The organism is Pseudoalteromonas sp. S1612 (genome assembly GCF_005887175.1).
GTDB classification, from domain to species: Bacteria; Pseudomonadota; Gammaproteobacteria; order Enterobacterales; family Alteromonadaceae; genus Pseudoalteromonas; species Pseudoalteromonas undina.
This window is the reverse complement of record NZ_PNDH01000019.1, coordinates 92,921-109,326: the sequence shown is the minus strand read 5'-3', so window position 1 is coordinate 109,326 and position 16,406 is coordinate 92,921. Positions and strand designations below refer to the sequence as shown.

Sequence of the window (16,406 nt, the reverse complement as noted above, 5' to 3'; positions counted from 1 at the left end):
ACACATCATATTGTTAAAAAAGCGCTTAACGCGTTTTTTGTTTAGCTAAGGTTTGTATTTTTTCCACCATAGCTTTTACTCCATTGCCGCGAGAAGCGCTTAAGTGGCTAATTAAGCCAAGCTTTTCAAATTCTTCATAGGCATTAATGTTTAACACCTCTTCTGGTGTTAAACCGTTATACAGCGCTAAAATTAACGCCAATAAGCCTTTTACTATGCGCGTATCAGAATCACCAATCACAACCAACGCATTCTCGGTTAGGTCAAATTCAACAAACATCCACACTTTACTTTCACAGCCTTGGACTAGCGCATCGTCGGTTTTTAATATATCGGCTAATGGCGGGAGTGTTTTACCAAGCAACATAATTTCACGGTATTTCTGTTGCCAGCTTGCACTGTTTTCAATGTTTTTACTTACCAGTTGATATGTGTGAGTCATTATTTATCCAAATTAGTCTAGTAAAGCGATGCATTCTTTAAGCGCAGTAATAAATTGGTCTACATCTTTAGTCGTATTATAAAAAGCAAAACTCGCTCTGAGTGAGCCATTTAGTTTCAAATGGGTCATTAATGGCTGCGTACAATGATGACCACTTCGCACTGCAACACCATAGCCGTCAAGTAAAGTTGCCAGATCATACGGATGTTCATTTTTATAATTAAAGCATAATGTACCAATGTTCGATTTTAGGTCGCTATAGATGCAAATACCATCTATTTCCCTCAGTGCGTTCGCTGCATAAATAAACACCTGCTGTTCATACTCTTTTAATTCTTGCTGATTGAGCACCATTAAATACTCAAGTGCCGCACCAAAGCCTAAAACACCGGCTATATTTGGGGTTCCTGCTTCAAATTTAGCGGGTGCACCACGATAAGTGCTTTGCGTTAGGGTCACTTTTTCAATCATTTCACCGCCTGTTTGGTAAGGCGATAATGCATTAAGTGCGCTGTAGCGGCCATATAAACCACCTAATCCTGTTGGCCCCAGCATTTTGTGAGCTGAAAACACGTAAAAATCACAATTAAGCGCTGTTAAATTAGGTCTTAAATGCAGAGCGCCTTGTGCGCCATCGACTAAAGTTAGCGCATCTACAGCCTTCGCAGCAGTTATTAGCGGGGTTAAATCGGTAATATTGCCCAGCGCATTAGAGGCGTGAGTGATTGCAAGAAGTGCAGGTTTGGTGTGTTTAATCACGTCACAGCACTGTTTGATATCAAAAGTGGCATTGTCATTAAGTGGCAACGCTTTTAACGTTGCACCAGTGTATGCCGCGAGTTCTTGCCACGGCACAATATTCGCGTGATGCTCGATTGGGCTAATTAAAATGGTGTCGTCTGTTGTTAATGTATTTCTTAGGCCATGTGCAACTAAGTTAATCGCCTCAGTAGCGCCTTTAGTCCAGACAATTTCTTTACCGCTTACCTGAAAGTAATCAGCAACGCGTTGACGTACTTGCTCATAAGCCGCTGTAGCTTGCTCACTCAGCGTATGACGACCGCGGTGAACATTTGCATTCTGTGAGGTGTAAAACTGTCTGGTGACGTCAATCACACATTGTGGCTTTTGTGTTGTTGCAGCTGAGTCTAAATAAACCAAAGGATTGCCATTGATTGTCTGATTTAGAGTAGGGAAATCATTACGGATTTTTTTAGGATCAAACGAGGACACAGACATAGGCTCATAAAGTTAATCAATTCGGGCAGGAATTGTAATCTGTTTAAGATAATTCTCAAGTAGCATGTAATAAAAAAGGCCGCAGAAGCGGCCTTTTAAAACTAACTTTAAAGCTTAGCGCTTGTCTGTAGCTTTATAATCACGTGTTGTTTCACCTGTGTAAAGCTGACGTGGACGGCTGATCTTGTGACCAGGCTGAGAAAGCATCTCGTCCCAGTGTGAGATCCAACCTACAGTACGTGCCATTGCAAAAATTACAGTGAACATACTTGTAGGAATACCAATCGCTTTTAAGATAATACCTGAGTAGAAATCTACGTTAGGGTAAAGTTTCTTCTCAACAAAGTACGGGTCTTCAAGTGCAATTTGCTCAAGTTTCATTGCAATATCAAGCAATGGATCTTGAATATTAAGCTCTGCTAAAACTTCATGACATGTTTGACGCATTACTGTTGCACGTGGGTCGAAGTTTTTGTAAACACGGTGACCAAAGCCCATAAGACGGAAAGGGTCCGCTTTATCTTTTGCTTTTGCTACATATTCGTCGATGCGATCAACTGAACCAATTTCTTCTAACATGTTTAAACATGCTTCGTTAGCGCCGCCGTGAGCAGGGCCCCAAAGTGATGCAATACCCGCAGCAATACATGCATAAGGGTTAGCACCAGAAGAACCAGCTAAACGAACAGTTGACGTTGAAGCATTCTGTTCGTGGTCAGCATGAAGCATAAAGATTTTATCCATTGCTTTAGCTGTTACTGGGTTCACTTTGTATTCTTCAGCAGGTACAGAGAACATCATGTGTAAGAAGTTTTCTGCATAGCTTAAATCATTGCGTGGATATACAAACGGTTGACCGATGTTTGTTTTGTATGCCATTGCCGCAATTGTTGGTAATTTAGCAACTAATTTAATAGCGCTTGTCTTACGTTGAACTGCATCAGTGATATCAAGATCTTCATGGTAAAAAGAAGATAATGCACCAACCACACCACATAGCATTGCCATTGGGTGTGCATCAAAACGGAAACCTTGGAAGAAATTTGCGATTTTTTCATCTAGCATTGTGCTACGAGTGATTTTTGTAGCAAAATCATCGTATTGCTCTTTAGTTGGTAACTCACCGTTTAATAGTAAGTAACATAACTCAACGTAGTTAGAGCTCTCTGCTAACTGCTCGATCGGGTAACCACGGTGTAATAAAACACCTTTACCACCATCGATGTAAGTGATGGTAGATTCACAAGAACCAGTCGACATGAAACCTGGGTCATAAGTAAAGTGACCATGTGAGCCGAGTGTACGTACATCAATTACATCTTGGCCAGCAGTACCTTGATAAATTGGAAGTTCGATTGGATCTAGCCCATCAATATGGACTGTGGCTTTCTTATCTGCCATCTATGTATCTCCTATTAAGATAACTATTCTGATTTTTATATTCTAAAATCTATTCTAAGCACATCTTTACATTTTAACGTGAAAGAGGGGTATAAAGTCAATTTTTATAAGTATTATGCACATATGTATAATAAATATTCGGTATAGATTGAATATTATACCATTGGCTAATTCGCAAACGACTCAAAGTAAACAAGAATTGTAAAAGAGTCTCCGGCTATATATACTAACGGAGGTTTTTAACCGATTTGTATTTGGGTAAACTTTTTTTTACATAATATTTTTCATAAAAAGTGAACTTTATTAGTATTAATACGTTTATTTTGATAGTTCCACCAGAAACATTTGGTGGGTTTTAGAAAAACAAGTAGATGAGCCCCACTGCGGGCAAGATGGGCAAGTAACTGTGAAAAAGCAAAGACCTGTAAATCTAGATCTAACAACTATATCTATGCCGGCAACGGCTAAAGCTTCAATTTTTCACCGCGTCACCGGTGTTGCATTATTTTTTGCTTTAACGTTTGTCATTTGGGCTTGGTCAGAGTCTCTTTCTTCAGCTGAAGGTTTTGAATTCGTCAAGGGTCTGTTTAACGGATTCATTGCCAAATTTATAGCTTGGGGCACCCTTTCTGTATTGGGTTATCACCTTATCGGTGGTATCCGTCACATCATTATGGATATGGGGCATTGGGAAGAACTTGAATCAGGCAACACTAGCGCTAAAATTGCAATGGCACTTGGCGTTGTGTTTGCTGTATTGGCAGGGGTGTGGATATGGTCTTAAATCAAGCAACTCTTAAACGTGATGGCGTACAAGATTTTGTATCTCTACGCACAACGGCATTAATAATCAGTGCATATGCAATTTTTATTATTGGCTATTTTTTAGCAATGCCAGAAGTCACATATGACGCCTGGACAGGCCTATTCTCTAACCTAGCAATGAAAGGGGCGACATTAATCACCCTAGTTTGCATTATGGTTCATACCCGTATCGGCCTTTGGCAGGTTCTAACCGACTATGTAAAGGGCGCTAAATTGCGTGCTTTCTTAGGCTTTGTACTAAACCTAATGGCTGTTGCTTACGTAGCTGTAGGTTTAATCGTTTTATGGGGTGTTTAAGTGAAATATTCTGTTCGTGAATTTGACGCCGTAGTAATTGGTGCCGGTGGTGCAGGTATGCGCGCTGCTCTTGCTATTACTGAATCTGGCAAAACATGTGCACTAATCTCTAAAGTTTTTCCGACACGCTCACACACTGTATCTGCTCAAGGTGGTATTACAGTAGCGCTAGGTAATTCGCATGAAGATAACTGGGAATGGCATATGTATGATACCGTTAAAGGTTCCGATTTTATCGGTGACCAAGACGCTATCGAATACATGTGTAATACAGGCCCAGAAGCTATTACTGAATTAGAAAACATGGGCTTACCATTTTCTCGTTTTGAAAATGGCCGTGTTTACCAACGTCCTTTCGGTGGTCAATCGAAAAACTTTGGTGGTGAACAAGCTGCACGTACCGCAGCAGCTGCTGACCGTACTGGTCACGCATTATTACACCTTCTTTATCAACAAAACGTTAAAAATAAAACAAATGTATTTTCTGAATGGTATGCACTTGATTTAGTTAAAAACGATAATGGCGATGTAGTAGGTTGTACAGCGATTGAAATTGAAACAGGTGAAATCACTTTCTTCAAATCAAAAGCAGTTGTGTTAGCTACCGGTGGTGCAGGTCGTATTTTCGCATCAACAACTAATGCTCACATTAACACTGGTGACGGTGTTGGTATGGCGACTCGTGCTGGTATTTCTATGCAAGACATGGAAATGTGGCAATTCCATCCGACAGGTATTGCAGGTGCTGGTACGCTAGTAACTGAAGGTTGTCGTGGTGAAGGTGGTTATCTTTTAAATAAAGATGGCGAACGCTTCATGGAACGCTATGCACCAAACGCTAAAGATTTAGCATCTCGTGACGTTGTTGCCCGTTCAATGATGACAGAGATTCGTGAAGGTCGTGGTTGTGATGGTCCTTGGGGTCCTCACCTTAAGTTGAAACTTGACCACTTAGGCGAAGAAACGCTTAACTTACGTCTTCCAGGTGTATGCGACCTTGCTAAAACATTTGCTCACGTTGATCCTGCAAAAGAACCAATTCCAGTTATCCCAACATGTCACTACATGATGGGTGGTGTGCCAACTAACGTAAATGGTCAAGTACTTAATATCGATGCCGCTGGTAACGAAAAAGTAGTACAAGGTTTATTTGCTGTTGGTGAGATTGCATGTGTATCTGTTCACGGTGCTAACCGCTTAGGTGGTAACTCATTACTTGATTTAGTTGTATTTGGCCGTGCTGCTGGTAATTTCTTAGGTAAATACCTAAATGACGTTGAAATTTCTAAAGCGGCTTCTGAGTCTGATTTAGAAGCGTCTTTAGCTCGCTTTAATCGTTGGGAAAGCTCAACAGTTGGTCAAGGCGAAGACCCAGTACAAATCAAGAAAGACCTACAACAGTGTATGCAGCTTAACTTCTCGGTATTCCGTGAAGGTGACTCAATGGCAACTGGTCTTACTGAGCTTAAAGAAATTCGTGAACGCTTACAGCATGCACGTCTTGATGATAAATCATCAGACTTCAACACCATGCGTATTGAATGTTTAGAATTAGACAACTTAATGGAAACAGCTTACTCAACTGCAGTAGCTGCAAACTTCCGTACTGAAAGCCGTGGTGCACACTCTCGCTTTGACTTCCCAGATCGTGATGACGAAAACTGGTTATGTCACTCAGTATTTAATCCGGTAACGGATGAAATGAGCAAGCGTAAAGTAAACTACGAGCCTAAGCTACGTGAAGCATTCCCACCTAAAGCACGTACCTACTAGGAGCGAGACGATGGCACAAGTACAATTTTCAGTTTATCGTTACAATCCGGATGTTGACAACGCACCTCGTATGCAAGAATACACTTTGCAAACTGAGGAAGGCCAAGACATGATGGTATTGGATGCACTTTTATTATTAAAAGAGCAAGATCCTACATTATCATTCCGTCGTTCATGCCGTGAAGGCGTGTGTGGTTCAGACGGTGTAAACATGAATGGTAAGAACGGCTTAGCATGTATTACTCCTTTATCTACGCTACAAAAAAATGGCAAAGGTAAAATCGTAGTACGTCCATTACCGGGACTTCCTGTTGTTCGTGACCTTGTTATTGACATGAGTCAGTTCTACACTCAATACGAAAAAGTAAAACCGTATCTAATAAATGACGAGCCTGCTGCAGGCGAACGTCTTCAATCTATTGAAGAGCGTGATAAATTAGATGGGCTTTATGAGTGTATTTTATGTGCATGTTGTTCTACATCGTGTCCTTCTTTCTGGTGGAATCCAGATAAGTTTATAGGTCCAGCAGGCCTTCTTCATGCTTACCGTTTCTTAGCTGATAGCCGAGATACTGCAACAGAAGAGCGTTTAGCTGACTTAGACGATGCATTCAGTGTGTTCCGTTGCCACAGTATCATGAACTGTGTTAGCGTTTGTCCTAAGGGTCTTAACCCTACTAAAGCAATTGGGCAAATAAAATCTATGTTATTAAATCGCTCGGTTTAATTTCTAGTAGACGAAAGATGGCTAATATTTATTAGCCATCTTGTTATATAACTATTAATTTCTGCGCTAAAAAAAAGGGCTTATAAATGCACGAAGGTGTGATGAAGGCATGGCTAGAATCTTCACATTTAAACGGCGGTAACGTTGCTTATGTTGAAGAGCTTTATGAAGCGTATTTAGACGATGCGACTTCGGTGCCAGAAGAATGGCGAGAAGTGTTCGAACAATTACCAAAAGTTGATGGTGTGGATGTTGAAGTAAAACATTCAGAAGTTCGTTCACAATTTGCGGCGCTTGCTAAAAACAAGCATAGAGAAGTAGTGGTAGCAGAGGGCAGTGGCGGTGACCTTAAACAGGTTAAAGTTCTGCAACTTATTAATGCTTTCCGTTTTCGTGGACACCAAAATGCAAACCTAGATCCACTAGGTATTTGGCAACGAGAACGTGTACGAGATTTAGAGCTAGAATACCACGACTTATCAAATGCTGACTTTGACCGCGAATTTAACGTAGGATCGTTTGCCGTAGGCCGCGATACTATGCCTTTAGGTGAGTTATACCAAGCACTAAAAACTACTTATTGTGGTTCTATTGGCGCAGAGTATATGCACATCACATCAACAGAAGAAAAACGTTGGTTACAACAGCGTTTAGAGTCTGTTCAGTCTAGGCCAAAATTCGATAAAAATGAAAAGCTACGTATCCTTAAAGGATTGACAGCGGCTGATGGTCTTGAAAAATATTTAGGGGCTAAGTTCCCGGGTGCTAAGCGTTTCTCACTTGAAGGTGGCGATGCGTTAGTTCCTATGCTTAAAGAGCTTATACACCGCGCGGGTGAAAGTGGCCAAAAAGAAGCCGTAATCGGCATGGCTCACCGCGGACGCTTGAACGTACTTGTGAATGTACTTGGTAAAAATCCATCAGAATTATTTGATGAATTTGCTGGTAAACACAAAGATACTTTAAGCTCTGGTGATGTTAAGTATCACATGGGGTACTCTTCGGATTTCGCGACCAAAGGTGGCAATGTGCATATGGCACTTGCGTTTAACCCATCGCACTTAGAAATCGTTAATCCTGTGGTTATGGGGTCTGTGCGCGCACGTCTTGATCGTCTAAACGACAAAACTGGCAGCAAAGCACTTCCTATTACTATTCACGGCGACTCTGCAATCGCAGGTCAGGGTGTAGTACAAGAAACGTTTAACTTATCACAAACTAATGCATTTAGTTGTGGTGGTAGCATTCGTATTGTTGTTAATAACCAAGTTGGTTTTACAACAAGCAAGCAAGACGATGTTCGCTCTACTGATTACTGTACTGATATTGCAAAAATGGTTCAATCACCAATCTTCCACGTAAACTCTGATGATCCTGAAGCGGTTGCGTTTGTTACGCAGTTAGCGCTTGATTTTAGAAACCAGTTTAAACGTGACGTTGTGATTGACCTTGTTTGTTACCGTCGCCATGGTCATAACGAAGCTGATGAGCCTAATGCTACACAGCCTGTTATGTATCAAAAGATTAAAAAACATCCAGTCCCTCGCTTAATTTATGCAGATCAGTTAATTTCGGAAGGTTCTTTCACAGAAAACGAAGTGAAAGCACTTGCTGATGATTATCGTAATGGCTTAGATGATGGCAACTGTGTAGTTGAAGAAATTCAACCAGAAACGTCACATTCTTCTGATTGGGCTAAATACGTTGGCCATGATTGGAATGTTGACTACGACGCGAGCGTTTCTGTAGAGAAACTTAAAGAGCTCGGTAACATTGTCGCAAGCTACCCTGAAGACCACAAAGCGCAATCTCGTGTTAAGAAAATATACGATGATCGTAAAGCTATGGCAGCCGGTGAAAAAGCACTTGATTGGGGTATGGCAGAGACTTTAGCGTATGCAACTATTGCAGCTGAAGGCACTGATATTCGCCTAACAGGTCAAGACTCTGGCCGTGGTACCTTCTTCCATCGTCATGCCGTTGTTCACGGTCAACAAGACGGTGCAACATACTTACCACTGCAAAACATTAGTGAAGATCAAGGTACGTTTGAAGTATTTGATTCGGTGCTATCTGAAGAAGCGGTATTAGCGTTTGAATATGGTTATGCAACAGCAGAGCCGACCTCACTTGTTTTATGGGAAGCGCAATTTGGTGATTTCGCCAATGGTGCACAAGTTGTTTTTGACCAATTCTTAAGTTCAGGTGAGCAAAAGTGGGGTCGTTTATGTGGCCTGACATGTTTGCTACCACATGGTTATGAAGGCCAAGGTCCTGAGCATAGCTCTGCACGTCTTGAGCGTTTTTTACAGCTGTGTGCTGATCATAATATGCAAGTATGTGTACCATCTACACCGGCACAAGTTTATGCAATGCTTCGTCGTCAATCGGTTAGACCTCTTCGTCGCCCATTGATTGTTATGACGCCAAAATCATTGCTTCGTCACCCATTAGCTACATCATCGCTTGAAGAACTATCAGAGGGCGTATTCCACAATGTGATCGATGAAATTGATGATATTGATGCTAAGAAAGTAGAACGTGTTGTATTTTGTAGTGGTAAAGTTTACTACGAATTATTACAAGAGCGTCGTAAACTTGAGCAAGACAACATTGCTATTGTTCGTGTTGAACAGCTATACCCGTTCCCACATGACGAAATGAAGACGATTATTGAACGTTATCAGCATGTTACTGATTTTGTATGGTGTCAGGAAGAGCCGCAAAACCAAGGTGCTTGGTATTGTTCTCAACATCACTTTATTGATGCAATTCCACAAGATGCAAAATTAAAATATGCTGGTCGTAAAGCTTCAGCATCACCTGCATGTGGTTATATGTCAGTACATACTAAAGAACAACAAGCGCTCGTTGCCGACGCGCTTACTATAGAAAAGAAAGGATAAGCAATGAGCACAGAGATTAAAGTTCCTGTTCTTCCTGAGTCGGTTGCAGATGCTTCCGTTGCTACATGGCATGTAAGTGTTGGCGACAAAGTAAGCCGTGACCAAAACTTAGTAGATATTGAAACAGACAAAGTGGTTTTAGAAGTGGTTGCACAAAATGATGGTGTAATCACTGAAATTTCACAAGAAGAGGGTGCTACGGTACTTGGCGACCAAGTGATCGGTTTAATTGGCGATGCAGATGAAGCACCGGCAACTAAAGAGTCAAAAGAAGATGACTCAGCATCAGATAAATCAGAAGACGCGCCTGCGGCGCAATCAGCACCAGCATCAGAAGGTAAAGAAGTGGATATTAAAGTACCTGTACTTCCAGAATCAGTTGCAGATGCAACAATTGCTACTTGGCATGTTCAACCAGGTGACGCGGTAACTCGCGACCAAAACTTGGTAGATATTGAAACAGATAAAGTTGTACTTGAAGTTGTTGCCCAAGAAGACGGCGTTATGGGTGAAATAATCCATGACGAAGGCGATACCGTTCTTGGTGAGCAAGTAATTGGCAAGGTAAAAGCAGGCGCTGCACCAGCTAAATCTGAAGCTAAAGCGGATGCACCAACAGCCAAAGAAGAAAGCTCAAGCGATAGTTCAGATGTGCTAACGCCATCAGTTCGTCGTTTAATTGCTGAGAAAGGCCTTGATGCTTCAAAAATCAAAGGTTCAGGTAAAAATGGCCGTGTGACTAAAGAAGATGTTGATCAATTCTTAAAAGCACCTGCTCCAGCAGCAAAAGCAGAAGCAGCACCAGCAACACCAATGGGTGACCGTACTCAAAAACGTGTGCCTATGACACGTTTACGTAAAACGATTGCTAATCGTCTTCTTGAAGCGAAAAACTCAACTGCAATGTTAACCACGTTTAACGAAGTTAATATGAAGCCAATAATGGATCTTCGTAAGCAGTACCAAGAAGTATTTGAAAAGCGTCACGGTATCCGTTTAGGTTTCATGTCTTTCTACGTTAAAGCGGTAACTGAAGCGTTAAAGCGTTTCCCAGATGTAAATGCATCAATTGATGGCGATGATATTGTTTATCACAACTATTTCGACATCAGTATTGCTGTATCTACGCCACGTGGCTTGGTAACACCAGTACTTAAAGATTGTGACAAATTATCAGTTGCAGAAATCGAAAAAGGTATTCGTGAGCTAGCTCTTAAAGGTCGTGATGGCAAGCTAACACTTGACGATATGACTGGCGGTAATTTCACTATTACTAACGGTGGTGTATTCGGCTCATTACTATCAACACCAATCATTAACTTACCGCAGTCTTCAATCTTAGGAATGCACAAAATCCAAGATCGTCCAATGGCTGTTAATGGTAAAGTTGAAATCTTACCTATGATGTATTTAGCGTTATCTTACGATCATCGCCAAATCGATGGTAAAGAATCAGTTGGTTTCTTAGTAACAATTAAAGAGTTACTTGAAGATCCAACACGTTTACTGCTAGATGTTTAATTAAGTAGTATGAAATATAAGCTGTGAGTTAAAATCACAGCTTTTTTTTTGCGCCTAAGGTCATACTGGGGTTTTCATGTAGCGCCATGAGATCTATACTAGGCACGCAATTTGGGATAGTTGTTTATTTGCATAAATATTCAGCTCTTTTAATATAAAAAATTGGATAAAGCATCATGAATTTGCATGAGTATCAGGCAAAACAACTTTTTGCCGAATATGGTTTACCAGTTTCTCAAGGTTTCGCTTGCGATACACCTGAAGAAGCTGCAGCAGCTGCTGAAAAAATTGGCGGCGATATGTGGGTTGTTAAAACTCAGGTTCACGCAGGTGGACGTGGTAAAGCTGGCGGTGTAAAGCTAGTTAAAACTATCGACGAAGTTAAAGCGTTTGCAGCTAACTGGTTAGGTAAAAACCTAGTTACTTACCAAACAGACGAGAAAGGCCAGCCAGTTGCTAAAATTTTAGTAGAAAGCTGTACAGATATCGCAAACGAACTGTACCTAGGTGCTGTTGTTGACCGTGCTTCTCGTAAAGTTGTGTTCATGGCGTCTACTGAAGGCGGCGTTGAAATTGAAACTGTTGCTGAAGAAACACCAGAACTTATCCACAAAGCTGAGATTGATCCTTTAGTAGGTCCTCAAGCTTACCAAGCTCGTGAGCTTGGTTTTAAATTGGGTCTTAACCCAACACAAATGAAACAGTTCGTTAAGATCTTTATGGGTCTTGGCAACATGTTCAACGATTTCGATTTCGCATTACTTGAAATCAACCCACTAGTAATCACAGATGAAGGTAACCTTCACTGTCTAGATGGTAAAATTGGTATCGATGGTAATGCACTTTACCGTCAACCTAAAATCCGTGAAATGCACGATCCATCTCAAGAAGATGCACGTGAAGCTCACGCAGCAAGCTTCGAGCTTAACTACGTAGCCCTAGATGGTAACGTAGGTTGTATGGTTAACGGTGCAGGCCTAGCAATGGGTACTATGGACATCGTAAACCTACACGGTGGCAAGCCAGCTAACTTCCTAGATGTTGGTGGCGGCGCGACTAAAGAACGTGTTTCTGAAGCATTCAAAATCATCCTTTCAGATGACAACGTTAAAGCTGTTTTAGTTAACATCTTCGGCGGAATCGTTCGTTGTGACATGATTGCTGAAGGCATCATTGGCGCAGTTAAAGAAGTAGGTGTAACAGTTCCAGTAGTTGTACGTTTAGAAGGTACTAATGCTGAATTAGGCCGTGAAGTACTTGCTAAGTCTGATCTTAACATCATCGCTGCTGAATCATTAACAGACGCGGCTGAAAAAGTTGTTGCTGCTGCGGAGGGCAAATAATGTCTGTATTAATCAATAAAGATACAAAAGTTATCTGTCAAGGTTTCACTGGTGGTCAAGGTACTTTCCACTCAGAGCAAGCGCTTGAGTACGGTACACAAATGGTTGGTGGTGTAAGCCCAGGTAAAGGCGGTCAAACGCACCTTGGTCTTCCAGTATTTAACACAGTACGTGACGCAGTAGAAGCAACAGGTGCAACTGCATCTGTGATTTACGTACCAGCACCTTTCTGTAAAGATGCAATCTTAGAAGCTATCGATGCAGGTATCGAGCTGATTGTTTGTATCACTGAAGGTATTCCTACACTTGATATGGTTGACGTTAAAGTTAAACTAGATCAAACAGGTACTCGTATGATTGGTCCAAACTGTCCAGGTGTTATCACTCCTGGTGAGACTAAGATTGGTATCATGCCTGGTCACATCCACAAGCCTGGTAAAGTAGGTATTGTTTCTCGTTCTGGTACGTTAACGTACGAAGCAGTTAAGCAAACTACAGATGCTGGTTTTGGTCAGTCTTCTTGTGTTGGTATTGGTGGTGATCCAATTCCTGGTACTAACTTTATCGACGTTCTAGAATTGTTCGAAAAAGATCCACAAACTGAAGCAATCGTAATGATTGGTGAAATTGGTGGTACTGCAGAAGAAGAAGCTGCAGAGTACATCAAAGCTAACGTTACTAAACCTGTTGTTTCTTACATTGCTGGTGTTACTGCACCAGAAGGTAAGCGTATGGGTCACGCTGGCGCAATCATCGCTGGTGGTAAAGGTACTGCTGATGAGAAATTTGCTGCATTAGAAGCTGCGGGCGTAAAAACTGTACGTTCACTTGCTGAAATCGGTAAAGCACTAAAAGAAAAAACAGGCTGGTAATCAGCGTTTATTCTTTAAAAAAGGCTCGCAATTGCGAGCCTTTTTGTTATCTAGAGTTCAGATTAATTAATATGGGTAACTTATATGCTGAAAAAAGCGCACAGATAAATCTTGGCGTTGCTTATTAATTGCTAACTCCTCACATAAGCCATGTATGGCTTTTTCAACTTGATTCATAAAACGACCATAGCCAATTTCATGTTTATTATGCTCAGCTGCAACAATGACAAAATGCAGTGTTTCGACTAATTTATCGGCTTCAAAAAATACTTTTATTTGTGGGGTTGAATCTTCTATATCAAAACTAATTTTTTGTAGCTCTTCATTTCCTTCATTTCTATCGACTTGGCTGTTGCGTATTATTGGCATTGCGCCATTAGCAACCATTGCAGCGTGGGTGAGTTTATTGTCTTCACATAACTGGGTAAATAGTTTTGAAAAGTGGGTGTAGAACGGCTGATAAGTTTGGCTGTTAACCTCACTTTGAAACTGCGTTTTAATATTACGAGTTATCGGTATCGAAAAAGTGACATAGGTCATTTCTGCGTGTGTGCTTGGTATCTCGCATTGTCTTGATTGATAACGAGGATATAAACTTCTTAATTTATAACCATAACTTTCTTTATTGCCTTTTTCTTTAGCGAATAAATCATAGGTCAAATGCTGATGATCACGTAATTTAAAGCTTGGTTGCTCTACAAATAATTGCTGTTGTAAAAGATCCAATACTTTTTGTACATTATTATGAAATTGGGCGGAGTGAGCGCGAATATCATCCCCAGTGGCTAAAAACAGTAAGCGAATCTTTTTGCTTTGCTGATCTTCGGTGTAATGAAGTTTATGTGCTTCATGGTAACGAGGGTTATAGAAAAACAACATTTGCTTATCGGTTTCAAGTTGATAAGACTCATCATGAAATCGCACGACCGGCAGTTTATCATTGGCGAGTAAATGCACATTGTGAAGTTCATATTCATCACAAGCGGCAAATAGTTGGCGAGCAATACGCTGATAACACGCATTAATATTACTAAAGCTCTTATAAAACTCATCGTTTGGCGTGATTTCAGCTAATAAATAATGGTTTGCTCTAGCATTGCTTGGGATATAAACACGGTGTTGATTTAATGAAGCCATCTTTCGTTCCTGTAAGTTGGGTTTATTTTTATACTATAGAATGCTTTGATGACTTAAATATTGCGCTAAAACAAATTTTGTTCATAAACTATCCCTTATTAAACAAACTTTGTTAATTACCAGCATAAACCCGTATCTATTACTGTATGTTACGCTTGGTTTTTGTAATAATGCATTAGTTTTGTTATCACGCAATATACAGAGGTTTATACTCCTATGGCGGAAATCGAGAATCGCCCAAGTAACTTTATTAGAACCCGAATTGATGAAGATTTAGCAAGTGGAAAACATGCCACAACGCATACCCGTTTTCCACCAGAACCAAATGGCTTTTTACATATTGGCCATGCAAAATCAATTTGCCTAAATTTTGGTATCGCCAAAGACTATAACGGTTTATGTAACCTTCGTTTTGACGATACAAACCCAGAAAAAGAAGATATTAACTACGTTAATTCAATTAAAGAAGACGTACAGTGGTTAGGGTTTAATTGGGATGGTGAGATTAAATATTCGTCAAACTATTTTGATGTGCTTTACGGCTATGCAGTTGAGTTAATTGAAAAAGGTTTAGCGTATGTGTGTTTTTTAACTGCCGATCAAGCGCGTGAATACCGTGGCACATTAAAAGAGCCAGGTAAGAATAGCCCTTATCGCGATACCTCGGTTGAAGAAAACCTCGCATTATTTGAAAAGATGCGCAATGGTGAATTCAAAGAGGGCGAATGTGTACTGCGCGCAAAAATTGATATGGCAAGCTCATTTATGGTGCTACGCGATCCAATTATTTACCGTGTTCGCTTTGCTCATCATCACCAAACTGCGGATAAATGGTGCATTTACCCAATGTACGACTTCACGCATTGTATTTCTGATGCACTAGAAGGTATAACACATTCATTATGTACCTTAGAATTCCAAGATAACCGCCGTCTTTACGACTGGGTACTTGATAATATCAGCCTTGAGTGCCACCCACAGCAAATTGAATTTTCACGGTTAAACCTTGAATACACAATTATGTCAAAGCGTAAGCTTAATGACTTAGTGGTAAATAATAAGGTAGAAGGGTGGGATGACCCGCGTATGCCAACAATTGCGGGTCTTCGTCGTCGTGGTTATACACCGGCTTCAATTCGTGAATTTTGCTTACGTATTGGTATTACTAAACAAGAAAATATGGTTGAAATGGGTATGCTTGAAGCGTGTATCCGTGATGATTTAAACGAAAATGCACCGCGTGCGATGGCTGTACTTGATCCGGTTAAAATCGTGATTGAGAATTATGAAGCCGACACTGTTGAAACATTGTCAGTTGCTAATCACCCAAATAAAGAAGAAATGGGTCGTCGTGATGTGCCTTTTACCCGTGAAATTTTTATTGAACGTGAAGATTTCCGCGAAGAAGCAAACAATAAGTTCAAACGTTTAGTACTTGATAAAGAAGTACGCTTACGTGGCGCTTATGTAATTAAAGCAGAGCGTGTTGAAAAAGACGATAACGGTGAAATTACCACTATTTACTGTACTTACGATCCTGAAACATTAGGTAAAAACCCAAGCGATGGGCGTAAGGTAAAAGGGGTTATTCATTGGGTGTCAGCACCTGAGTCAGTGACGGCGGAAGTACGTTTATATGACCGTTTATTCAGTGTTCCTAATCCTGCAGCAGCAGAAGATTTTGAAAGCACATTAAACCCAGAGTCGTTAGTTGTTATTAATAATGCAAAACTAGAACCTTCACTGGCAAATTCACAGCCTGCGCAAGGTTTCCAGTTTGAGCGTACTGGTTACTTCTCTCGTGATAGTAAATCTGAGAATGTGGTATTTAACCAAACTGTGGGTCTGCGCGACTCATGGGCTAAAATAGATCAGAAGTAATTCTGTTCTATTTTAGACACAAAAAAACCTGCTTTTAGCAGG

13 protein-coding genes are annotated in these 16,406 nt (G+C 40.7%); 9 read left to right on the top strand and 4 right to left on the bottom strand.

Annotation, left to right across the window (positions count from 1 at the left end):
• Positions 1-25: 25 nt before the first annotated feature.
• The 3 genes from CWB78_RS08280 to CWB78_RS08270 form a co-directional block, all read right to left on the bottom strand.
• The gene (locus tag CWB78_RS08280; protein ID WP_109874600.1) at positions 26-442 is read right to left on the bottom strand and encodes a SufE family protein; all 417 of its coding nucleotides are present in this window, start codon (positions 440-442) and stop codon (positions 26-28) included.
• 12 nt (positions 443-454) lie between these two features.
• Positions 455-1,681, bottom strand: a complete 1,227-nt coding sequence (locus tag CWB78_RS08275) for a SufS family cysteine desulfurase (RefSeq protein WP_138595017.1) — start codon at positions 1,679-1,681, stop codon at positions 455-457.
• A 114-nt stretch (positions 1,682-1,795) separates the two neighbouring features.
• Entirely contained in the window at positions 1,796-3,082 is a 1,287-nt protein-coding gene (locus CWB78_RS08270) for a citrate synthase (RefSeq protein WP_010390127.1), read from the bottom strand.
• A 406-nt stretch (positions 3,083-3,488) separates the two neighbouring features.
• On the opposite strand from CWB78_RS08270, the gene sdhC reads away from it, so the two are divergent.
• The 8 genes from sdhC (at position 3,489) to sucD (ending at position 13,346) form a co-directional block, all read left to right on the top strand.
• Complete coding sequence (sdhC, locus tag CWB78_RS08265) at positions 3,489-3,866, top strand: succinate dehydrogenase, cytochrome b556 subunit (RefSeq protein ID WP_010390126.1); 378 nt, start codon at positions 3,489-3,491, stop codon at positions 3,864-3,866.
• Positions 3,857-4,204 (top strand): succinate dehydrogenase, hydrophobic membrane anchor protein, encoded by a 348-nt coding sequence (gene sdhD, locus CWB78_RS08260; protein ID WP_055012091.1) that lies wholly within the window; start codon positions 3,857-3,859, stop codon positions 4,202-4,204. Before sdhC ends, sdhD begins: the two co-directional genes overlap by 10 nt.
• A complete protein-coding gene (gene sdhA, locus CWB78_RS08255; RefSeq protein WP_008112088.1) occupies positions 4,205-5,977 on the top strand; it encodes a succinate dehydrogenase flavoprotein subunit in 1,773 nt (590 codons plus the stop codon).
• 10 nt (positions 5,978-5,987) lie between these two features.
• Complete coding sequence (locus tag CWB78_RS08250) at positions 5,988-6,704, top strand: succinate dehydrogenase iron-sulfur subunit (protein WP_010390121.1); 717 nt, start codon at positions 5,988-5,990, stop codon at positions 6,702-6,704.
• A gap of 86 nt (positions 6,705-6,790) precedes the next feature.
• Complete coding sequence (gene sucA, locus CWB78_RS08245) at positions 6,791-9,610, top strand: 2-oxoglutarate dehydrogenase E1 component (RefSeq protein WP_075169173.1); 2,820 nt, start codon at positions 6,791-6,793, stop codon at positions 9,608-9,610.
• Positions 9,611-9,613: 3 nt separating this feature from the next.
• Complete coding sequence (gene odhB, locus CWB78_RS08240) at positions 9,614-11,131, top strand: 2-oxoglutarate dehydrogenase complex dihydrolipoyllysine-residue succinyltransferase (protein ID WP_138595015.1); 1,518 nt, start codon at positions 9,614-9,616, stop codon at positions 11,129-11,131.
• A gap of 176 nt (positions 11,132-11,307) precedes the next feature.
• Positions 11,308-12,474 (top strand): ADP-forming succinate--CoA ligase subunit beta, encoded by a 1,167-nt coding sequence (gene sucC, locus CWB78_RS08235; RefSeq protein ID WP_008464053.1) that lies wholly within the window; start codon positions 11,308-11,310, stop codon positions 12,472-12,474.
• Positions 12,474-13,346, top strand: coding sequence for a succinate--CoA ligase subunit alpha (gene sucD / locus CWB78_RS08230; protein WP_008464054.1), 873 nt, complete (start codon positions 12,474-12,476; stop codon positions 13,344-13,346). The genes sucC and sucD overlap by 1 nt, the downstream gene beginning before the upstream one ends.
• 66 nt (positions 13,347-13,412) lie before the next feature.
• Here the strand turns inward: sucD and CWB78_RS08225 are convergent, their stop codons facing one another.
• Positions 13,413-14,483: a DUF3083 family protein gene (locus CWB78_RS08225; RefSeq protein ID WP_138595013.1), complete on the bottom strand. Its 1,071-nt coding sequence runs from the start codon at positions 14,481-14,483 to the stop codon at positions 13,413-13,415.
• Positions 14,484-14,699: 216 nt separating this feature from the next.
• On the opposite strand from CWB78_RS08225, the gene glnS reads away from it, so the two are divergent.
• On the top strand, positions 14,700-16,364 hold the full coding sequence (gene glnS / locus CWB78_RS08220; protein WP_054200997.1) for a glutamine--tRNA ligase: 1,665 nt from the start codon (positions 14,700-14,702) through the stop codon (positions 16,362-16,364).
• Positions 16,365-16,406 lie beyond the last annotated feature (42 nt).